Origin of the sequence: Mycobacterium paragordonae (genome assembly GCF_003614435.1) — a bacterium.
GTDB classification, from domain to species: Bacteria; Actinomycetota; Actinomycetes; order Mycobacteriales; family Mycobacteriaceae; genus Mycobacterium; species Mycobacterium paragordonae.
The window spans coordinates 913602-934537 of the sequence record NZ_CP025546.1; the positions used below are offsets into that span (position 1 = coordinate 913602).

The window sequence follows — 20936 nt, forward strand, 5'->3', positions numbered from 1 at the left end:
ATCATTGGGGCGAATCGAACGGCTAAATATATGGCAGAAAATCCCGAAAGCGAAGCCCCGGCGCTCTACGGCGGGTCCGGGGCAAACGCCGTTCAGGCCTTGGCGAATTGGCGCAGCGACTCGATCTGCAGCGGGTCCAGGGACGGACGCACTTTTTCCCGGGCGGCGGCCAGGTCCGCCGCAGTCACGTCGGCGGCGTCGATGGAGCGTCGCATCGCCGTCAGTGCGGCCTCGCGCAGCAGCGCCACGCAGTCTGCCGCGCTGTACCCGTCCAGACCGGCGGCCACCGCGTCCAGGTCGACGTCGGAGCTGAGTGGGATGGATTTGCCTGCGGTGCGCAGGATTTCGCGACGGGCATCGGCGTCGGGCGGTTCGACGAACACCAGCCGTTCCAGCCGGCCGGGGCGCAGCAGGGCCGGGTCGATCAGATCCGGTCGGTTGGTGGCGCCGAGCACGACGACGTCCCGGAGCGGGTCGATGCCGTCGAGTTCGGTCAGCAGCGCGGCCACCACCCGGTCGGTCACACCCGAGTCGAAGCTCTGTCCGCGTCGGGGAGCCAGCGCGTCCACCTCGTCGAGGAACACCAGCGATGGAGCCGAATCCCTTGCGCGCCTAAATAATTCACGCACAGCCTTCTCCGAGGACCCGACCCACTTGTCCATCAGTTCGGAGCCTTTGACGGCGTGCACGCTCAACTGCCCGGTACTGGCCAGCGCGCGGACCACAAAGGTCTTGCCGCAGCCCGGCGGGCCGTAGAGCAGTACCCCGCGCGGCGGGTCCACCCCGAGACGGGAGAAAGTGTCCGGGTGCTGCAGCGGCCACAGCACCGCCTCGGTCAGCGCCTGCTTGGCCTCGACCATGTCGCCGACGTCGGCCAGGGTGACGCTGCCGACGGCGACCTCTTCGCTGGCCGACCGCGACAGCGGCCTGATCACCGACAGCGCGCCGATCAGGTCGTCCTGGTTGAGCTTGGGTGGCTGGCCGTCGGTGCTGGCCCGCGATGCCGCGCGCAACGCGGCCTCGCGCATCAGCGCCGCCAGGTCGGCGACGACGAAACCCGGTGTTCTGGCGGCGATTGCGTCGAGGTCCAGGTCGGTGGTGGGCACCTTCTTCAGCAGCGCCTCCAACAGCGCTTTGCGGGTTCCGGCATCGGGCAGCGGCACCCCGAGCTCGCGGTCGCACAACTCAGGCGAGCGTAGCCGGGCATCGATCTGGTCCGGCCGCGCCGACGTGGCGATCAACGCGACGCCGTCGGTGGCCACGGCCTTGCGCAACTCGGTGAGGATGAGCGCGGCCACGGGTTCGGGTGTTTCCGGTAGCAGGGCATCGACGTCGGTGATCAGCAGCACCCCACCGCCGTCACTGACCTTGGTGACCGACGTCGACACCGCGCGCAGCCGGTCTTCGGCGGCCAGCGCGCCGACCGCCGGACCGTCCAGCTGCACCAGCCTGCGTCCGGCGCACACCGCCCGCACCAGGGTCACCTTCCCGACACCGGCCGGCCCGGACACCAGGACACCGAGGTTGGTGCCGGCGCCCAACGTCTTCAGCAGATGCGGTTCGTCGAGGGCAAGCTTGAGCCACTCGGTGAGCTTGGCCGCCTGGGGCTGCGCCCCCTTTAGTTCTTCGACCTGCATCTCCGGTGTCGAGACGTCGACGGCGGGAATGACGCGCGACGAGTCGGGCACCGCGGTGCCCCAGCTGACCAGGGTGTTCGGCTGGACGCTGACCGGTCCCTGGGGGTCCACGCCGGTGACCGCCAACAGCTCGGAGGTCCAGCTGATCCCGACCGAGGCCGTCAGCGCGCGGGTGGCGGCGGACGTCGACGTGCCCGGTCCCAGATCGCGCGGCAGCAGCGATACCGCGTCCCCGACCGTCATCACCTTGCCGAGCAGCGCCTGGCGCAGGGTGGCCGGCGACAGCGACTGGGTGGCCAGCGTCGAACCGCTCAGCGTCACCGTGCGGGCCCCGTAGACGGTGACCGCGCTGACGATCACCTCGGTGCCTTCCCGCAGTCCCGCGTTGGACAGCGTGACGTCGTCGAGCAGCACGATGCCGATCGGGATGTCACCGGTGGCCATGCCCGCCACCGCCGCGGTGGTGCGGGATCCGGTGAGCGACACGGCATCCCACTCCCGGATGCCCAGCGCGACGATGGTGCTCGGATGCAGCCGTACCACGCCGCGGCGCGAATCGACGGCAGAGGTGTTCAGCCGGGCGGTGAGGGCGAGCTGATTGGTCCGGGCCACGTCACCTGCCCGGCTTGCGCAACCCGAGCCGCGCCATCGACCGTCGGTGCGGCTGGGCCCGTCGGGTCGCGCGCCGGGCGGCGCGTCGTTGCTTGTTGTCGTCTTCCCACGCCTCGGGGTGCTTGGCCAGCCAGCGCTTGCTGCGCACCGCGAACGGGATGTGGCAGACGTAGGAGATGATGATGACCCAGATCAGGATGAAGGGCTCCAGCACCGCGGCCGCCGCGGCGATCGCCAGCACCGCCAGCAGCGGGGCGGCCCAGTTCGGCGGCACGGCCAGGGTGTGGAATTTCTTCATCGGAATGGCGCTGACCATCAGCAGCGATGTGCCGGTGATCCAGAGGCTCAGGGCCCAGACCGAGGTCCACCAGCCCTCACCGAACTGCAGTTTGAGACCGATGGTCCCGATCATCGACACGGCACCCGCCGGCGCCGGCATGCCGACGAAGTACTCCTTGGCATAGGGCGGCAGCGTCCCGTCGTCCTGTTGGGCGTTGTAGCGGGCCAGTCGCAGGACGACGCACACCGCGTACAGCAACACGACGGCCCAGCCGACCGGCCACTTGGACAGCAGCGTCACGTACACCACCAGCGCCGGAGTCACGCCGAAGTTCACCGAGTCGGCCAGCGAGTCGATTTCGGCGCCCATCCGGGACTGCGCGTCCAGGATGCGGGCCACCCGGCCGTCCAGGGCGTCGAGGATGGCGGCCACCGCGATCAGTGCCATCGCGGGGATCGGCTTGTGGTCGAGCGCGAACTTGATCGAAGTGAGGCCGGCGCAGATGGACAGCACCGTCATGGCGCTGGGCAGCAGATGCAGCGCTTCGGTGCGCCCGACCCGTGGTTTGTTGATCATGAGAGCTCTGCCAGGACCGTCTCGCCGCCCAGGGTGCGCTGGCCGAGGTTGACGATCGGTTGCGCGCCCGGCGGCAGGTAGATGTCCAGTCGCGAGCCGAACCGGATCAGTCCGTAGGTTTCCCCGATCGTCAGCCGGTCGCCGACGTGGGCGTCACACACGATGCGCCGCGCCACCAGTCCCGCGATCTGAACGGCTACGACCTCGGGGCCTTCATCTCCGAGATCCATCCGGATCCGCACGCTGGTGCGCTCGTTGGCTTCGCTGGCCTCGGGCAGGTCGGCGGACAGGAAGCTGCCCGGACGGTGTTGCACGGCGACCACCTCACCACTCACCGGCGCCCGCTGCACGTGGACGTCCAGGATCGACAGGAAGATGCTGATCCGGGGCCTCGGCGTGTCGCCCATGCTCAGTTCCGCGGGAGGGACGGCGGTGTCGATCACGCAGACCGTGCCGTCGGCGGGAGCGACGACGGCACCGGGCCGGGTGGGAGGTACCCGCTTCGGGTGCCGGAAGAAGCCCGCGCAGGCGCCCGCCGCGAGCAGACCGGTCCGGCGCAGCCACCGGTGCCGGTGTCCGACGGCGGCCAGGGCCAGGCCCGCACCGATGAACGGCCGCCCGCCGGGGTGGATCGGGGGAACGGTGTCGCGCACCAACTCGATCAGGTGCGCAGGACCTTGGGAAGAGCCAGGGCGTCGGGCCACGCGGGTCATCTTACGTATGCGTGCATCGGCGGCGTGGTTCGTTGGGCCCCGGGCAGGGAAAGTAGACAGCGAGCCCGCTTGTTTCAAGGAGCCCGATATTCCGACCCCATGCCTCAACGCCGCGGCACTGCGCCGCGCAAAGATCGGCGTGACCGCCGCATTCGTCGCTCACGCGGTGGTGTTTTCGTCCTGGGCCGCCCATATCCCGCAGGTCAAGGCGGCACTCGGGTTGTCGGACGGGGCGTTGGGGACGGCACTGTTCGGCGCGCCGCTCGGCTCGGTCGCGGCGACCTTGTTCAGCCACTGGGCCCTGCCACGCTGGGGCAGTCGCCGGTTGGTGCCGGTCATGGTCGCCGGCTACGCCCTCGCGCCGATGACGGTCGGGCTGGCCACCTCCGGATCGTGGCTGTTTCTGACCCTGATGCTGTGGGGCTGGTTCCAGGGAGCCCTGGACGTCGCGATGAACACCCAGGCCGGCACGGTCGAGCGAGAAGCACGGGCTCCGATCATGGCCCGGTTCCACGGCATGTGGAGCGTCGGCGCTCTGGTGGGGGCGGTGATCGGGGCAGCCTGTGTCAGCGTCGGCGTCGGCCTCGAACCGCAGCTGGTGGTGTTGGGGGCCGCGGTGCTGGTGGTGGTCGGGCCGCTGACCCTGCGCCTGATCGCCGACGAGACCGTGGACGTCGCGCCGGGCGCGCGGGGGCGCAGCTGGACGCCGACGGTCGCGATTCTGGCGGCGGTGGCATTCGCGTCGTTCCTGTGCGAGGGCGCCGCGACCGACTGGTCGGCGAATTTCGTGCACGACGTCGTCGGCGCGGGGGCCGGAGTGTCGGCTCTGAGCTATGCGGCCTACACCCTGGCGATGGTGGTCATCCGGTTCGGCGCGATGCGCCTGCACGCCCGGGTTTCGGCCCGTCGGCTGCTCCCGGCGCTGGCGCTGCTCGCCGCCGTGGGTATGAGCATCACGCTCGCGGCCGCTGATCCGGTAATCAGCGTGATTGGATTCGCCAGCGTGGGAGCGGGGGTCGCGCTCCTGGTGCCCACGGCGTTCAGCGCCGCCTACTCGGCCGGCACCGGGGGATCGGCGATCGCCCTGGTCGCGGCCACCGGGTGGGTGGGATATCTGCTCGGGCCGCCGCTGATCGGCCACCTCGCCGAGTGGGTCGGGCTTTCCGCGGCCCTGGTCACCATTCCGGTAGTGCTCTCGGTTGCGGCGCTCGCGATCTCGGCCACGTCCGCCTTCGACGCGGCCGACGAATTCCACCGGGCCTAGCTCAGATCCCACACCTGCAGCTCGGTACCGGCCGGCACCTCCATCACGTCTTCCGGAATGTCCAGCAGCGCGTTGGCGGAGGCCAGCCAGCGCAGGTGATGCGACGCGGGTGGCCCGTAGCTGATGACCTGACCGGCCGTGCTGTCCAGCAGGGCGCGGCGGAACTGCCGCTTGCCGCGCGGTGAGGTCACCGCCTCGGTCAGCACCGCGGCCCGCTTCGGCCGTTGGGGGTTGGGCAGTCCCATGGCCGCGCGCAGCGCGGGCCGGATGAACACCTCGAAGGAGACCAGCGCGCTGACCGGGTTGCCGGGCAACGTGACGATCGGCGTACCGGCCACGAGACCCGCGCCCTGCGGCATGCCCGGCTGCATCGCCACCTTGACGAACTCCACACCTCGATTGCCCTGAATGCCCTGCGGGCCGAAGGCGTCCTTGACCACCTCGTAGGCGCCGGCGCTGACGCCGCCGCTGGTGATGATCAGGTCCGCGTCGGCCGCGTAACGGTCCAGGATCGCGGTGAACTGCGCGACGTCGTCACCGGCGGTCGCGGTGGCGAGAACATCGGCGCCGGCCTCGCGGACGGCGGCCGCCAGCATCACCGAGTTGGACTCGTAGATCTGCCCGGACTGCAGCGGCGTGCCGGGTGTGACCAGTTCGGAGCCGGTCGACATCAGCAGCACCCGCTGTCGCGGGACCACGGGCAAGGCGGCCAGTCCCAGCGCGGCGAGCAGGCCGAGGGCGGCCGGCGTCACCACCTCGCCCGCTCGGAGCACGGTGGTGCCGGCCTCGACGTCCTCACCCGCCCGGCGGATGTGCTTGCCCACGTCGGAGTGCTGCCGGATCTGCACGGACCGCACGCCGCCGTCGGTGGCTTCCACCGGCACGATGGCCGTCGCACCGGCCGGCAGCGGCGCCCCGGTCATGATCCGGTGCGCGGTGCCGGGCTGCAGGGTCAATTCGTCGGTGCGCCCGGCGGGGATGTCCTCGGCGACCGGCAGCAACACCGGCCGCTCGGCGGTCGCGCCTGCGGTGTCCTCGGCGCGCACCGCGTAGCCGTCCATCGCGGAGTTGTCGAAGACCGGCAGGGACAGCGGCGCGACGACGTCGCCGGCCAGCACCAGGCCCAGCGCCTCCGCCAGCGCGACGGTCGCGGCGGGGCGGGCCGCGATCATCTCCGCGATAACCCGCTGGTGTTCGGTGACGGAACGCATGTCAGACCGGGAACTTCACGCCGGTGAGTTCCTCGGAGACACTCCACAGCCGGCGCTGCAGGTCTGCGTCGTGCGACTGCGCGCTGGACTGCACCAGCTTGGGGTGGCCGCGCTGCTCACCGAGCCCGTCCGGGCCGTAGTACTGCCCGCCCTCGACGGTCGGGTCGGTGGCCGCCCGCAGCGTGGGCAGGGCACCGGCCTCCGCGCTCTGGAACAGCAGCGGCGCCAGCGCGTTGAGCGGTCGCAGGATGCGCGGGACGTTGCGGGCCAGTTCGGTGGCCGACCCGCCCGGATGTGCGGCGACGGCGATCGTGGGTGCCTTCCCGGCGGACAGTCGGCGCTGCAGCTCGTACGTGAACAGCAGGTTGGCCAGCTTGGACTGCCCGTAGGCGCCGATCCGGCTGTAGTTGTGCTCCCACTGTAGGTCGTCGAAATGGATCGCGGCGCGCATCCGGTGGCCGAGGCTGCTGACCGTCACCACCCGGGAGCCGGGCACCGTCACAATGTGCTCCAGCAACAACCCGGTCAACGCGAAGTGGCCGAGATGGTTGGTGCCGAACTGCAATTCGAAGCCGTCGGCGGTGACCTCCTTGGGTGTCCACATCACGCCGGCGTTGTTGATCAACAGGTCGATGCGCGGGTAGGTGCTGCGCAGTTCGTCGGCGGCGCGGCGCACCGAGGCCAGCGAGCTGAGGTCGAGTTGGGTCAGCGTCACGTCGACGTCCGCTTTGGCGGCGACGATGCGCGACAGCGCCGCGTTGCCCTTGTCCAGGCTGCGGACCGCCAGCACGACGCGTGCGCCGTGGACGGCCAGCGCTGCGGCGGTGTGATAGCCGAGCCCGGTGTTGGCGCCGGTGACGACGACGACGCGGCCGCTCTGGTCGGGGATGTCGGCCGTCGTCCACTTTCTGGTGCCGCTGGAGGTCATGAGGCTCAACTTACTCACCTGCACGGAGCCGCGGCGCGGCGGCGAAAGCCGGGTAACGTCGAGAACGTGATTACCGGTCTGGCGCACACGGGCGTGTGCGTACCCGACTGTGAGGCAGCGGTCGCGTTCTATCGCGACGTATTAGGCCTGCGTGTGCTCTCGCCGCCATACGTCATGTCCGGTAACGCCATTCGCGACGATATGGGTGAACTGGTGCCCGATCCCACCATGAAGGCCGCCATCGTCGGACTGCCCGGTGACGGCGACCGAGTGCTCGAGGTGATCGAGTACATCAACGTCGAGGGCGGCGACGCGGACCGTCTCCTGACCGATCACGGCCTGTCGCACGTCGGGCTGATCTGCGAGGACCTCGACGCCACCCGCGCCGATCTGGAAAGCAAGGGGGTGCGCTTCCTGGTCAGCGGGATCGCCGACGTCGCAAGGGTTCGCACCACCTGGTTCGCCGACCCGTGGGGCGTGGTGTTCATCCTGGTGGAGAAGGGTCGGCCCGAGCGACCCTATTTCGCGCAATGGGGGTGAAACCGCGCGTCGGTGTCATCGGCGCGGGCGCCGGCGGCATCGCGATGGGGATCCAACTCGCCGCGGGCGGCTACGACTTCACCATCTTCGACCGGGCGGACGGCTTCGGAGGGACCTGGCGGCACAACACCTTCCCGGGCGCGGCCTGCGACGTGCCGTCGCACCTCTACTCCTACTCGTTCGCGCTCAACCCGCGCTGGAGCAAGACGTACGCGAACCAGCCCGAGATCCTGGCCTATCTGGAGAAGGTCGCCGCCGATCACGGACTGGGCCCGCAGCTGCGGCCGAACACCGCGATCACGACCGTGCGATGGTCGGATGAAAGCAGGCGCTGGACGCTCACGGCGCAGGACGGGCGGCAGTACGATTTCGACGTCGTGGTGAGCGCGGTCGGGATGCTCGACGTGCCCAATGTCCCGAATATCCCTGGGGCGCAGCGGTTTCGGGGTAGGCAGTTCCACTCGGCCCGCTGGGACCACAGCAGACCGACCGCGGGGGAACGGGTCGCGTCCATCGGCACCGGCGCCAGCGCGGTGCAATACGTGCCCGCGATCGCGCGAGACACCGCGCATCTCACGGTCTTTCAGCGCACTCCGATCTGGATCGCGCCCCGTTTCGACTTCCCGTTCACCGCCGAGCAGCACGAGGAGTTCGAACGCCGCCCCGAGACCGCGCAAAAGCTGCGCGACGAGGCCTTCGAGGCCTACGACTCAGCTAGCTTCGACGTCGACAACAGACAGACCCGCGAGGCGACCGAACTGGCCCGCAGTTATCTGCACCGCAAGGTGGCCGATCCCGAGTTGCGGGCCAAGCTGACGCCGGATTATCCGGCCGGCTGCAAGCGGCCGTTGATGTCGCGGGAGTGGTACCCGACCTTTGCATTGCCGAATGTCCGGCTGGAGACAACAGCCATCGCGGAGCTGACCGAGCGAGGGGTGCGCACCGTCGACGGGGTCGAGCACCGCGTCGACACCGTCATCTACGGCACCGGGTTCAAGGCCGCCGACTACCTGGACAGCATCGATGTGTACGGAAGCGGCGGCCGGCACCTGCGCGACGATTGGCGCGCGGGTGCGGAGGCCTACCTCGGCACCCTGGTCGCCGGATATCCGAATCTCTTCACCCTCTACGGCCCGAACACCAACGGGGTCAACTCGATCATCTACGTGCACGAGGTCCAGACCACCTTCATCCGCCACATCCTCGATGTGATGGGCGGGCAGGGCGCGCGCACGGTCGAGGTGACGGCCGACGCGCAGCGCCGCTACAACGACGAGATCCAGGCCGCGATGGTCGGCAAGGTGTGGTTGGCCTGCACCAACTACTTCCGGCATCCCAGCGGCAAGGTGGTGACCCAGCTGCCGTTCAGCGGCCGGACGTTCTTCGAACGCACCCGCTCGATGGTCGCCGGCGACTACGTGCTGAGTTGATACTCGCCCGGGGGGCCGGTGGCCGGGGGACTACTCCACGAAGTGGTTGTCGTGCGCCGTGAACCACTCGCGGCGCTCGTCGTCGGTCATGTCCGCCAGCGCGGTGAAACCTTCGAAGTAGGCCTCGCGGGGTGCGCCGGGCGAGAAGAGCATCAGCATCGACGCCGGCTCGTCGAGTTCGTTGCGGAATCCGTGGATGCCGCCCGGCGGGACATAGAGGAAGTCGCCCTGATGGCCGTCGAACCAGTCCTGGCCGTCGTAGAGCCGGATGGTCCCGGACAACACGAAGAACGCCTCGGACATCGTGCGGTGGTAGTGCGGGCCCGGTCCGCCCCCGGACGGGGCGATGTCGACCCGGTAGAGGCCGTAGTCGCCGTCGGTGGCCCGCTGATTGGCCAGGTAGTGGTAGCCGACCCCGAAGTTCTCGAAGTCCGGTGGCTCGTCGCCGCGCTTGAGCCACGCGCTGACCTCTGGATCAGCTTTGGTGTAGCGAGGTTCGGGATACGGCGGCACGAACAGCGACATCTATTCAGTCTGCCTGCGCGCCGGGCGCGGGACCGCGACGGCGAGGGTGAATCTCGCGACGTGACACGCCGGCGGGGCGTCGGGGTGTTCACAGTCGGCGCTTCAGCCCACGGCGAACGCCCCCGGCCGACCTTGCACTCGGCATAGGCGAGTGCTAATAATGACGTTGGCACTCGACATAGGCGAGTGCTAGGTCGGGACGGTGAGGTCCAGCAACCAAGCGCTGTGATCGTCCGTCGCGGGCACTGCGCCCGGCCAGCGTAAGTAACGGGGTGGCCCACCGATGGTCAGCCCGTATCATCCCCAATCCGGAGGAATCACTTCGCAATGGCCAAGACAATTGCGTACGACGAAGAGGCCCGTCGCGGCCTCGAGCGGGGCCTCAATGCCCTCGCCGACGCGGTAAAGGTGACGTTGGGCCCCAAGGGTCGCAACGTCGTACTGGAGAAGAAGTGGGGCGCTCCCACGATCACCAACGATGGTGTGTCCATCGCCAAGGAGATCGAGCTGGAGGACCCGTACGAGAAGATCGGCGCCGAGCTGGTCAAGGAAGTCGCCAAGAAGACCGACGACGTCGCCGGTGACGGCACCACGACGGCCACCGTGCTGGCGCAGGCGCTGGTCAAGGAAGGCCTGCGCAACGTCGCAGCCGGTGCCAACCCGCTGGGCCTGAAGCGCGGCATCGAGAAGGCCGTGGAGAAGGTCACCCAGACCCTGCTCTCCTCGGCCAAGGACGTCGAGACCAAGGAGCAGATCGCGGCCACCGCGGGCATCTCCGCGGGCGACCAGTCGATCGGTGACCTGATCGCCGAGGCGATGGACAAGGTCGGCAACGAGGGCGTCATCACCGTCGAGGAGTCCAACACCTTCGGCCTGCAGCTCGAGCTCACCGAGGGCATGCGGTTCGACAAGGGCTACATCTCGGGCTACTTCGTCACCGACGCCGAGCGTCAGGAAGCGGTCCTGGAAGACCCCTACATCCTGCTGGTCTCCAGCAAGGTGTCGACCGTCAAGGACCTGTTGCCGTTGCTGGAGAAGGTCATTCAGGGCGGCAAGCCGCTGCTGATCATCGCCGAGGACGTCGAGGGTGAGGCGCTGTCCACCCTGGTGGTGAACAAGATCCGCGGCACCTTCAAGTCGGTGGCGGTCAAGGCCCCCGGCTTCGGTGACCGCCGCAAGGCGATGCTGCAGGACATGGCCATCCTCACCGGTGGTCAGGTCATCAGCGAAGAGGTCGGCCTGTCCCTCGAGACCGCCGACGTCGCGCTGCTCGGCAAGGCCCGCAAGGTCGTCATCACCAAGGACGAGACCACCATCGTCGAGGGCGCGGGCGACCCCGACGCCATCGCCGGCCGGGTGGCCCAGATCCGCGCCGAGATCGAGAACAGCGACTCCGACTACGACCGCGAGAAGCTGCAGGAGCGCCTGGCCAAGCTGGCCGGCGGTGTTGCGGTGATCAAGGCCGGAGCCGCCACCGAGGTGGAGCTCAAGGAGCGCAAGCACCGCATCGAGGACGCCGTCCGGAACGCCAAGGCGGCCGTCGAGGAGGGCATCGTCGCCGGTGGCGGCGTGGCCCTGCTGCAGTCGGCTCCGGCCCTGGCCGAGCTGAACCTCTCGGGCGACGAAGCGACCGGTGCCAACATCGTGCGCGTGGCGCTCGAGGCTCCGCTGAAGCAGATCGCCTTCAACTCCGGGCTGGAGCCCGGCGTGGTGGCCGAGAAGGTTCGCAACTCGCCCGCCGGCACCGGCCTGAACGCCGCCACCGGTGAGTACGAGGACCTGCTCAAGGCCGGCGTTGCCGACCCGGTCAAGGTGACCCGTTCGGCGCTGCAGAACGCGGCGTCCATCGCGGGCCTGTTCCTGACCACCGAGGCCGTCGTCGCCGACAAGCCGGAGAAGGCGGCCGCTCCGGCGGGCGACCCGACCGGCGGCATGGGCGGTATGGACTTCTAAGAGGTCAACGAGAAGCCCGGCTCCTGCAAGGGAGCCGGGCTTTTTCGTGTGATAGGGGGTAGTCATGGACGTTCCGGACTGGGTATGGGCCCTGACGATTGTCGCCATCGTGGGGCTGCTGGCCTTCGACTTCGTCTTCCACGTCCGCAAGGCGCATGTTCCGACGCTGCGGGAGGCGGCGGTGTGGTCGGCGGGCTACGTCGGCGTCGCTCTGCTGTTCGGCGTCGGCCTGTTGCTGTTCGGCAGCGGGGAGGCGGGTCCGGAGTACTTCGCCGGGTACGTCACCGAAAAAGCCCTGTCGGTCGACAACTTGTTCGTCTTCCTGGTGATCATCGCCAGCTTCCGGGTTCCCCGCGAGGATCAGCAGAAGGTGCTGTTGTTCGGGATCGCGTTCGCACTGATCGCCCGTACCGGATTCATCTTTCTCGGTGCCGCTCTGATCAATGCGTTCGCCTGGATCTTCTACCTGTTCGGCCTGATCTTGCTGCTTACCGCCGGCAGTGTGCTCAAGAACGACCACGACGACGACGATCGCAAAGCCGACAACTTCGTCATCCGGCTGGCTAAGAAGGTCATCCGCACCAGCGAGCACTACGACGGCGACAAGCTGTTCACCACCGTCGACGGCAAGCGGGCGATGACGCCGATGCTGCTGGTCATGGTGGCAATCGGCGGCACCGACATCCTCTTCGCACTGGATTCGATCCCCGCCATCTTCGGTCTCACCCAGCACGTCTACATCGTGTTCACCGCGACGGCGTTCTCGCTGCTGGGCCTGCGGCAGTTGTATTTCCTCGTCGACGGCCTGCTGGACCGGCTCATCTACCTCTCCTACGGGCTGGCGGCGATTCTGGGCCTCATCGGCGTGAAGCTGATCCTGCACGCCCTGCACGAGAACAACGTCCCCTTCATCAACGGGGGGGAGCCGGTCAAGGTCATCGAGATCAGCACCTGGATGTCGCTGAGCGTGATCGTCGGTGTCCTGGTCGTCACCGTGGTGGCCTCGCTGCTCAGCAACAAGGGCAAGGCGATGACGGCGATTGCCAACGCCCGCCGGCACGCGACGGCCTATCTGGATTCCGAATACACCCACGACCCCGAGGAACGCGAACGCATCTTCCACAAGCTGCTTGCCGAGCGCGATCAGATCGTGGATATGAAACCGAAGTACCGCCAGCTGGTGCGCGACGAACCGGCGCTACGGAAACTGCTCGACGATGCGGCCGCCAAGCATGACGAGGCCGTCGAGCGCGGAGAAGCCGAGCCGTTCGAACGGAAGGGCCTGACCTAGTTGCAGGCCCAGTCGACGATCCACCCTCCACCGAGCCGGGATATGGCGTGCGCCTCGGCCATCCCGCGGGACAGCCCGACGCCTCCGTGATACGTCGCGCCGTCGTGGGCCACGGCACCGCAACGGGTGAAGGTGCTGACGACCGTGCAGCTGCTGTCGCCGCATCGTTGCAGCGCCTGTTGCTGCGCGCCCAGTTTCGACAGATGGCGCCGTGCCTTGCCCTGCGACCCGCCCGGTCCGTAGGCGATCGCGCCGTAGTGGGTGATCAACGGCGGCAAGTTCGCGGCGGCATCGGCCGGTCGCGCACCCGCCGCCGGCATCGGCGTGAAAATCATTGCAGCAGCTGCTGTTGCGAGTACCGCCGCGATGCGTCCGCGTCGTTTTGCCATCATGACGGCACCTGGTGGCCGGCCCGATCCGCGAAGGGCTCGGCCGACAACAGCGTCACGGGCATCGGGCGCGTGTCGTGCGGGATCATGGCGATGCGCCGCTCACCGGGTCGCGCACCCAGGATGGCACGGCCTACCGGAGAGAGCGTCGAATAGACCGGCAGGTCGGTGTGCTTGCCGAAACGCCTCCCGAGTACGAAGGTTTCGGTTTCGCCGCTGTCGTCATAGCGGATGGTCACCAACATGCCTGCGGTGGCGACGGGTTCGGCGTCGTAGTCCATCAAATCGTCGGGGACCTCGGGGCGCCGACGCGGGCGGGGTGCGCCGTATCGGCTGCGTCCATGGGTACAGTGCTCTCGCGTCGTCCAGACGCGTTGTGTGACAGCCACTTTGGTGTCCTTTCTAGTGTCAGCGAATGTCGTCGCCAGGGGCGGGCCCGACAACAGCAACCGCCCCTGACGACTCGGTGGCCCTCGCTGGGGCAGGGTCTACAGGGCAGGGTCCGAAGGTGTTACTTCAATGGTGGCCGCGGCGGGCAGCACAGTGTTTGCCGGAACCCGACAACGGCGCGGCGGGTTGTTGTCGTCAGCCGACAACACCTTCTTTGCCTTCCTTGCCGCCGCCGCGCGTGTGCACCAGTTCGGGTCGCCAGGCGGAAAGACGGCGGTGGTGCAGAACGCTTCGGACACCGGCGAATACGAGCGCAACCGCGGCCGTCGCGTTCAGCCAGACGGCAAGCGCCACCAACACCGCTTCGCGTGCGGCAGACATCGGTGGCGGCCCGGCGTAGGAGCCGTCCTGGTTCACCGAGATCTCGAACGACTCACCGGTTCTGGGTGCCGAGCGTGCCTGGACCAAACCCGTGTGTTCGGCTCCGGCGGCAAACCATCGGGCCTGGACCCTGGTCGGATCGCTGCGCGCGGGTAGGCCCGTCACGGTCGCGGTGACCGCAGTCCGGCTCTGGGCCTGCTCGGCGTGGTGGCGACTCCGGGAGTCATAGACCGCGGTGCCCACGGCGCCGGCGACCGGCGCCGCAAGCAGCGCCAACACGATCGTCAACACCAGCGCGAATGCTTCGAGTCGATCGCTGGCGCGGATCAACGGATTGCGATCCCAGAGCATCGACAGCCAGCGCGGTGGGTGTGCGGTGAAGGTCTCCATCGCGGTGTCGTCCGCCGGGCTCCGACGTTCGGTATCCGGTCGCGGGGTCGACGGGGTCGTCATGGGCGGGCTCCTGTTCGGCGGGCCGCTGTGCTTGAGCGGCTACCTCCAGGGTGACCTCGGCACCCGCCATCGGCTTTGCCCGAGACGTACAACCGGGACGGCGCGTGTTGTCGCGATTCGACAGCACGTCGGTCAATCGGTGTCGCCTGCCGCCAGCTGGATCATCATGGCAAGCCGCTTCTTGGCGTCGTCCAGCGCGAGGTTGGTGATCTCGGCCATCTTGCGCATCCGGTAGCGCACGGTGTTCTCGTGCACTCCCAGGCGCTCGCCCGCCTCCACCGGGTCGCCCTGCGCCGCGAGCCAGGCGCGCAGCGTCGCGACGTAATCGGTCCCGCTGGCGCTGTCGTGGCGGCGCAACTCGGCAACCGGGCCCCGGTCCGGGAGACGACCGGAGCGCGACGCGGCGCGCAACCGCTGCAGCAGGATGTCATCCCACGATTCGTCGTAAACCGGAGCCGGGCCTTGGCCGGAGACCTTGTGCAGAGCCAGGCACTCGTCGGCCTCTTGGCGGGCGGCGGCGAGTTCAGCAAGCTCCGCTGCACCGCTGACACCGGCCGCCACCGTGGTTCCATCCGGCAGCGCGGCCTGCAGGCCGACGACCCACCGACGTGCCGGTGCCGCCGCAGCACCCGGGAGCAGCGTGTAGACGGTGCTGCCGACCAGGGCGCTCCGGCCCGGCCGGGACCAGCCGAAGCCGGCCGTGGCCCGCTCGAACGCCAGCAGCAACGGGGCATCGCGATCGGCGCCGATCGACGCCTGCACAGCGATCACCCGTATTGGGCCGTCCGGCAGTCCCAGCCTGCTGGTCACCGTGGCGGCGTCGGCGGTGCCCTCCAACAGCCGGATCACCAGTTCGGATTCCACTTGTCGCTCCAGGTCTGCGCTGGCACGTGAGCGCAGCAGATGCAGGGCCACGGTGTGCGCGCCGTCGGCAAGGGCCGCGCGTGCGGCGCCGTCCAGCGGTGCGTCACATTCCACCCACAGCGATCCCATCAGTTCCCGACCCGAGCGCACGGCCACCACCATGCGGCCCATCACTCCGTGGTCAACGTCTCCGGGGACGAACAGGGGTTCGTCGGAGACCGCGAGATGGGCGAAGACGCCGGCGGCCTCGAAGAACTCCCGCAGCCGTTCGGGTGTCTGCCGGCCGAGGATGGTCTGCACCCGTGCGGCGTCGGCATGCTGCTGCAGCCGCGAGTACGCCAGCACCTGCATCAGCCGATCGTGGATGACCACCGCACTGCCGATGGCGTCGGCCAGCGAGTCGGTGAGGGCGAACAGATCGGTGGGACCCCGGCCGGACTCGGTCTCGCGACCCTCGAGCACCAGCCCGTACGCCACGGCGGCCAACTCGCTCCACGACAGGGACGCGTCGACCAGCATCACCGCGCCGGCCCGGGCGTCACCGTCTGAAGTCGTCTGCTCCGGACCTTCGCGGAGCAGCACCACGACGGCGCGTGCCGCCGCGGCCCACTGCATCGCCTGCTCGAACGTTTCGGCGCCGACCGCAAGCAGGACATCGCCCGAGACGGGACCCTGTGGGGTCGTTTCATGAATTACCACGCTGCGCAGTTCGGTCGACCTCGGAACCGACGACCACCGCAGCCGAACCCCGTAACTGCCCAGCACATTCACCAGGCGGTCCAGAGTGATCACGCGCCGCTCGCCTCTAGGACCCCGCGCCGCCCGGCAGGGAGAACACCACGCAGTCGTGCAGGCAGCCTTTGGCCGCCGAAGGAGAGTCGGCGTTGCGGTGCAGCAGCGCGCGCGTGGGAACGACCGCGCAGCGCACCGTCTCGGCTCCGGCGTCCGAGATTTCGGCGCGCCCGTCGACGATCAGCGAATAGCCGCCCGGTGCCGGCGGCGGCCACACCAGGGTGACGTTGCTGCGGTGCGCAAGGTTAGTGCGGGTGCCCCCGCCGATCAGTCCGACGTCGAGCACCGCAAGGTCGCGCAGTACCGGCTCGACGGTCACCGTGTGTGCGCGGTAGTCGTCGTCGACGGTGATCAGGTAGGCGAACGGGTAGCTCGGCAGGGTGTCGGCCAACCGCTGGAAGTCGACCGGTTTGCTGGTCTTTGCAGCCATGGGTCGAGGATAGGCGTGCGGCTACTCGGTGCGGATCGGGAACTGGATGACCCGGCTCTGGTCGCCGGTGTCGCGATCGGCCGGCGGGTAGAAGTTCGACTTCGGGATGCCCGAGTTCGGCAGACTCGGGGCGCCGATGCCGGATTCGCGACCGAGCGTGGTCCGCACTCCCGGGTCGCTGGAGCTGGGGTTGACGAAGCCTGTCACCGGGGTGCTGGCAGACGTCCGCAGGCCCGCGTTGGCGGCCGCGCTGCTGGTCGGGTTCGCTGAGACGGATCCCTGGCCGGCGTCGATGGCGGCGGCCGGTGCGGATGCCGGGGCGACCACGGGTGTGCTGCTCAGGCCCGAGTTCAGCGCTCCGGCCAGGCCGGAATGCAGTCCGCCGGTATTGGCCAGGGCCGAGCTGAGCAGCCCCGAACTGAGCGCGGCCGTTCCCAGCCCGCCGGTGGCGTAGTGCGCCGAGTTGGCCAGTCCCGCCTCCAGGCCGGTTCCGCCCACGCCCGTGTTCTGCAAGCCCGAGCCCAGGTAGCCCATCGATCCGCTGAAGCCGGTGTTCACGCTGCCCGAGTTGCCCAGGCCCGTGTTGAGGGACCCCGAGTTGCCCAGACCGAAGTTCCCGTTACCGGAGTTGAACAGGCCGGTGTTGCCGGACCCGGAGTTACCGAACCCGGTATTGCCGGTGCCGGAGTTGAACCCGCCGAATCCGAACTGCTTGTCGCCGGTGAGGCCCATGCCCAGGACGTCATTGCCGGTGTTGGCGATGCCCAGGTTGTTTGCGCCGAAGTTCCCCAGGCCCATGTTGTTGTTGCCGGTGTTGCCGATGCCCAGGTTGCCGCTGCCGCTGTTGCCGGCGCCGACGTTGCCGCTGCCGCTGTTGCCGATGCCGAAGTTGTAGTTACCGGCGTTGTTGTTGCCGATGTTGCCGCTGCCGGTGTTGCCGAAGCCGAAGTTGATGGTGCCGTTCTTGCCGATGTCGATGCCGAGGTTGCGCAGGACCTGCTGCCAGGGCGCCAGTTGAGCGGCCGCCGCCGACGCGTCGAAGTGGTAGTTCGCCATGGCTGCCACGTCCAGCGCCCACATTTGCTCGTAGGCGGATTCGGTGTCCATGATGGCCGGCCAGTTCATGCCGAAGAAGTTCGTCGAGGCCAGCATCTGCACCAGGCCGCGGTTGGCAGCCACGACCGCCGGCTGCACGGTGCTCGCCAGCGCCGTCTCGAATGCGGCAGCCGTCGCGGCGGCTTGGGTCGCCGCGCGGTCCGCTTCGACAGCCGCCGCACTGAGCCAGCTCATGTACTGGGTGGCGACGACCATCATGGCGGCAGCCGAAGCTCCCTGCCAGGATCCGCTTGTCAATTCCTGGGTGACGGAGCTGAATGATGACACCGCTGAAGCGAGATCCTCTGCCAGACCACCCCATGCGGAGGCAGCAGAAAGTAGCGGTCCCGCACCGGGACCGGCAAGCATTAATGCCGAGTTGATCTCTGGCGGCAACCACGCGAAATGCGGGCTTGTCACCACCCAAACTTACCCGGCACAGCCTTTTACCGTGGGCGTATCGGGTAACCCGCTACCGTTAATTCGCAGCAGGCCGTCAGGCGGGAGCGGGCGCCGGTTGCCGGCCGCGGACCAGCCTCCCCGGGCGGGCCGAGGTGGGCACCCCGTTTTCGGCGATGACCTCACCCGAGACCACGGTGGCGACATAGCCCTGCGCGGTCTGATCCAGCCGGCGGCCGCCGGCGGGGAGGTCGTGGGCGATGACCGGCTTGTGCAGTCGCAGCCCGGCGTGATCGATGACGTTGAGATCGGCCTTGAAGCCGGCGGCGACGCGGCCACGGTCGGCCAGGCCGGCGATGCGGGCCGGCACCGATGTCAGTTCCCGGACCGCTTCGGCGACGCTGAACCGGCCCGATCTGCGATCGCGGGCCCAGTGGGTGAGGAAGTACGTGGAGTAGCTGGCGTCGCAGATCATCCCGTAATGAGCACCCCCGTCGCCCAGTCCGAGGACCACGTCGTCGCGGTGCAGAAGTTTGCCGACGGTGTCCAGCGAGTTGCCTTCCAGGTTGCTGGTGGCGACCAGCAGCATGGCCCGTCCGTCATCATCGAGGAGCCGGTCGTAGGCCTCCTCCATCGGGTTGACGCCGCGGGCGCGGGCCCGCGCACCGATGCTGTCGGACGGGTTCGGCTCGTAGTTCGGATTGTCGTCCAGCGGGAAGATCCAGTCCCACATCTGGGCCACGTACAGGATCGGATGGCCCTGGCCCGGCTTGTCGGCCAGGATGCGGGCACGCACCTCGGGCTTGCGCATCTCGGCGACCCGCTCGGCCAGCGGCAGGTGCGCGATCTCGCGGTAGCTCGGGTACAGCACGAACGGGTTGGCCGTGAGCTGGAGCCCGATGATCAGCCCGATCGGGCGCGGCAGCAGCTGCGCGGTGATATCTCCGCCGGCCGCGTTCGCCTTCTCCACCATCGTGATGGCGTCCGGCCAGGTCGGGTCCCCGGCATTGCCGACGACCAGGGTGAAGGTGACCGGCAGCCCGACGTCCTCGGCGACGTCGAACACCGTCTGCAACACGGGCTGGTAGCCCCCGGCCGGGATGTCGGGCACGAACTGCAGCAGTCCGCCGCCGCCGTCGACGACGCCCCGGGCGATCTCCTCGATCTCCTCCCGGGCCGCGTCGTAGCTGGGGATCGGTGCACCGCTCTCGGTCTTGTGGATGGTGAGCCGGGAGGAGGCGAACCCCAGCGCGCCCACCTCCATGGCTTCGGTGGCCAGTTCGCGCATCCTGGCCAGGTCGTCGGGGGTTGCGGGTTCGCGGTCGGCGCCGCGTTGGCCCATCACGTAGACGCGCAGCGGGGAATGGGGCAGGTAGGCCGCGACGTCGATGTCCCGTTTCCCGGACTCCAGCGCGTCAAGGTATTCCGGGAAGGTTTCCCAGGACCACGGCAGGCCGTCGGTCATCACGACGCCCGGAATGTCCTCGACGCCGGCCATGACGTCGACGAGTACGTCGTGGTCCTCCTGGCGGCAGGGCGCGAAGCCGACGCCGCAGTTGCCCACGACCACCGTGGTCACCCCGTGCGCCGAGGACGGGGTCAACCGGTCCGACCAGATGGCCTGGCCGTCGTAGTGGGTGTGCAGGTCGACGAAGCCCGGAGTGACCAGCAGCCCGGTCGCGTCGATCTCCCTTGTCGCGGTCGCGCCGTTCACGGCGCCGACCGCCGCGATCAGCCCGTCTTTGACGGCGACGTCGCCGACGTAAGGCTCACCTCCCAATCCGTCCACGATGGTGCCGTTGCGGATCAGAAGGTCGTAGGTCATCTAAATAATCTACGACCCTGTCGGTGGCTCGTGCCAGGATCGAGCCGTGATCGATCACTTCGGCATCAATTGCGCTGACTACGCGAGATCGTGGCAGTTCTACGACACCGTCCTGGGCGTGCTGGGTTACTCCCGGCAGATGGACTTCGGCGAGGCCATCGGGTACGGCCGGGACGGGCATCCGGCCTTCTGGATCGCCGACGGAACGGGCATGGGGCCGAACCGGGAGGTTCACGTCGCGTTCCAGGCCGCCGACCAGGACGCCGTGCGTGCGTTTCACGATGCGGCCGTGGGCCTGGGCGCGGAGTCGCTGCATGCGCCGAGGCTGTGGCCCGAATACCACCCGGGCTATTTCGGCGCCTTCGTCCGCGACCCGGACGGCAACAACGTCGAAGCCGTGTTCCACGGCGCTGCGTAGGGTCGAAAGCATGGCAACTTCTGAAACCGCTGCCGTCCAAGAACTCCTGCGCGACGCGTTCACCCGCCTGATCGAACACGCCGGCGACGTATGCCACGGGCTGACCGATGAGGTCGCCGACTACCGGCCGACCGCCGACGCCAACAGCATTGCCTGGCTGCTGTGGCACAGCGCGCGGGTCCAGGATCTGCAGCTGGCCGACGTGGCCGGCGTGGAACAGGTCTGGACCGGTGACGGCTGGGTGGACCGATTCAACCTGGATCTGCCGCGCAACGACACCGGTTACGGGCACGGCGCCGAACAGGTCGCCAAGGTCCGCGCCCCCGTCGACCTGCTGTTGGGCTACTACCACGCGGTGCACCTGCTCACGTTGGAGTACGTCGAGACGGTCACCCCCGACGAACTCGCTCGCATCGTCGACACGCACTGGGATCCCCCGGTGACCGCGAGCGCGCGGCTGGTCAGCATCATCGACGACTGTGCCCAACATCTCGGCCAGGCGGCCTATCTGCGGGGGATCGCCCAGTAGGGTTCCAACCC

At 68.6% G+C, this 20936-nt stretch carries 20 protein-coding genes; 7 read left to right on the plus strand and 13 right to left on the minus strand.

Annotated features, from left to right (window positions below; translation table 11 throughout):
- Positions 1–92: 92 nt before the first annotated feature.
- The 3 genes from C0J29_RS04165 to C0J29_RS04175 are packed head-to-tail and all read right to left on the minus strand — an operon-like array spanning position 93 to position 3809.
- Positions 93–2249, minus strand: coding sequence for an AAA family ATPase (locus C0J29_RS04165; protein WP_120791609.1), 2157 nt, complete (start codon positions 2247–2249; stop codon positions 93–95).
- Position 2250: 1 nt separating this feature from the next.
- Complete coding sequence (pssA, locus tag C0J29_RS04170) at positions 2251–3105, minus strand: CDP-diacylglycerol--serine O-phosphatidyltransferase (RefSeq protein WP_065044959.1); 855 nt, start codon at positions 3103–3105, stop codon at positions 2251–2253.
- The gene (locus C0J29_RS04175) at positions 3102–3809 is read right to left on the minus strand and encodes a phosphatidylserine decarboxylase (protein WP_120794540.1); all 708 of its coding nucleotides are present in this window, start codon (positions 3807–3809) and stop codon (positions 3102–3104) included. Before C0J29_RS04175 ends, pssA begins: the two co-directional genes overlap by 4 nt.
- Before the next feature lie 127 nt (positions 3810–3936).
- On the opposite strand from C0J29_RS04175, the gene C0J29_RS04180 reads away from it, so the two are divergent.
- Positions 3937–5082, plus strand: coding sequence for an MFS transporter (locus C0J29_RS04180; protein ID WP_242460613.1), 1146 nt, complete (start codon positions 3937–3939; stop codon positions 5080–5082).
- On the opposite strand, the gene moeA is transcribed toward C0J29_RS04180, so the two are convergent.
- Together moeA and C0J29_RS04190 are read right to left on the minus strand one after the other, a co-directional pair.
- The gene (gene moeA, locus C0J29_RS04185; protein ID WP_120791611.1) at positions 5079–6293 is read right to left on the minus strand and encodes a molybdopterin molybdotransferase MoeA; all 1215 of its coding nucleotides are present in this window, start codon (positions 6291–6293) and stop codon (positions 5079–5081) included. The two genes, C0J29_RS04180 and moeA, sit on opposite strands and share 4 nt — an antisense overlap.
- 1 nt (position 6294) lies before the next feature.
- Positions 6295–7221, minus strand: coding sequence for an SDR family NAD(P)-dependent oxidoreductase (locus C0J29_RS04190; protein WP_120794541.1), 927 nt, complete (start codon positions 7219–7221; stop codon positions 6295–6297).
- A 66-nt stretch (positions 7222–7287) separates the two neighbouring features.
- Here C0J29_RS04190 and C0J29_RS04195 point away from each other — a divergent pair, with 66 nt between their 5' ends.
- Positions 7288–7761 (plus strand): VOC family protein, encoded by a 474-nt coding sequence (locus tag C0J29_RS04195; protein ID WP_120791612.1) that lies wholly within the window; start codon positions 7288–7290, stop codon positions 7759–7761.
- On the plus strand, positions 7752–9191 hold the full coding sequence (locus C0J29_RS04200; RefSeq protein WP_120791613.1) for a flavin-containing monooxygenase: 1440 nt from the start codon (positions 7752–7754) through the stop codon (positions 9189–9191). Before C0J29_RS04195 ends, C0J29_RS04200 begins: the two co-directional genes overlap by 10 nt.
- 30 nt (positions 9192–9221) lie before the next feature.
- Here the strand turns inward: C0J29_RS04200 and C0J29_RS04205 are convergent, their stop codons facing one another.
- Positions 9222–9716, minus strand: a complete 495-nt coding sequence (locus C0J29_RS04205; protein WP_065164835.1) for a cupin domain-containing protein — start codon at positions 9714–9716, stop codon at positions 9222–9224.
- A 327-nt stretch (positions 9717–10043) separates the two neighbouring features.
- On the opposite strand from C0J29_RS04205, the gene groL reads away from it, so the two are divergent.
- The gene (gene groL / locus C0J29_RS04210) at positions 10044–11669 is read left to right on the plus strand and encodes a chaperonin GroEL (RefSeq protein ID WP_120791614.1); all 1626 of its coding nucleotides are present in this window, start codon (positions 10044–10046) and stop codon (positions 11667–11669) included.
- A 64-nt stretch (positions 11670–11733) separates the two neighbouring features.
- Entirely contained in the window at positions 11734–12960 is a 1227-nt protein-coding gene (locus C0J29_RS04215) for a TerC/Alx family metal homeostasis membrane protein (RefSeq protein WP_065164831.1), read from the plus strand.
- On the opposite strand, the gene C0J29_RS04220 is transcribed toward C0J29_RS04215, so the two are convergent.
- The 7 genes from C0J29_RS04220 to C0J29_RS04250 form a co-directional block, all read right to left on the minus strand.
- Positions 12957–13295 (minus strand): DUF4189 domain-containing protein, encoded by a 339-nt coding sequence (locus C0J29_RS04220; protein WP_240743585.1) that lies wholly within the window; start codon positions 13293–13295, stop codon positions 12957–12959. The genes C0J29_RS04215 and C0J29_RS04220 overlap by 4 nt on opposite strands.
- Before the next feature lie 53 nt (positions 13296–13348).
- Positions 13349–13630 (minus strand): GreA/GreB family elongation factor, encoded by a 282-nt coding sequence (locus C0J29_RS04225; RefSeq protein ID WP_120791616.1) that lies wholly within the window; start codon positions 13628–13630, stop codon positions 13349–13351.
- Between the two features lie 304 nt (positions 13631–13934).
- Entirely contained in the window at positions 13935–14573 is a 639-nt protein-coding gene (locus C0J29_RS04230) for an Rv1733c family protein (RefSeq protein WP_162951388.1), read from the minus strand.
- A 132-nt stretch (positions 14574–14705) separates the two neighbouring features.
- Positions 14706–16229: a PucR family transcriptional regulator gene (locus tag C0J29_RS04235; RefSeq protein WP_120791618.1), complete on the minus strand. Its 1524-nt coding sequence runs from the start codon at positions 16227–16229 to the stop codon at positions 14706–14708.
- Between the two features lie 13 nt (positions 16230–16242).
- Complete coding sequence (locus C0J29_RS04240; RefSeq protein ID WP_065164827.1) at positions 16243–16659, minus strand: hypothetical protein; 417 nt, start codon at positions 16657–16659, stop codon at positions 16243–16245.
- Positions 16660–16680: 21 nt separating this feature from the next.
- The gene (locus tag C0J29_RS04245) at positions 16681–18174 is read right to left on the minus strand and encodes a PPE family protein (protein ID WP_120791619.1); all 1494 of its coding nucleotides are present in this window, start codon (positions 18172–18174) and stop codon (positions 16681–16683) included.
- A gap of 76 nt (positions 18175–18250) precedes the next feature.
- Positions 18251–19978 carry an N-acyl-D-amino-acid deacylase family protein gene (locus tag C0J29_RS04250; protein WP_065164825.1) on the minus strand — a complete coding sequence of 576 codons (1728 nt, stop codon included), beginning with the start codon at positions 19976–19978 and terminating at the stop codon, positions 18251–18253.
- 46 nt (positions 19979–20024) lie between these two features.
- Here C0J29_RS04250 and C0J29_RS04255 point away from each other — a divergent pair, with 46 nt between their 5' ends.
- Positions 20025–20396: a VOC family protein gene (locus tag C0J29_RS04255; protein ID WP_120791620.1), complete on the plus strand. Its 372-nt coding sequence runs from the start codon at positions 20025–20027 to the stop codon at positions 20394–20396.
- A gap of 10 nt (positions 20397–20406) precedes the next feature.
- A complete protein-coding gene (locus C0J29_RS04260) occupies positions 20407–20925 on the plus strand; it encodes a mycothiol transferase (protein WP_065044513.1) in 519 nt (172 codons plus the stop codon).
- Positions 20926–20936: the final 11 nt, after the last annotated feature.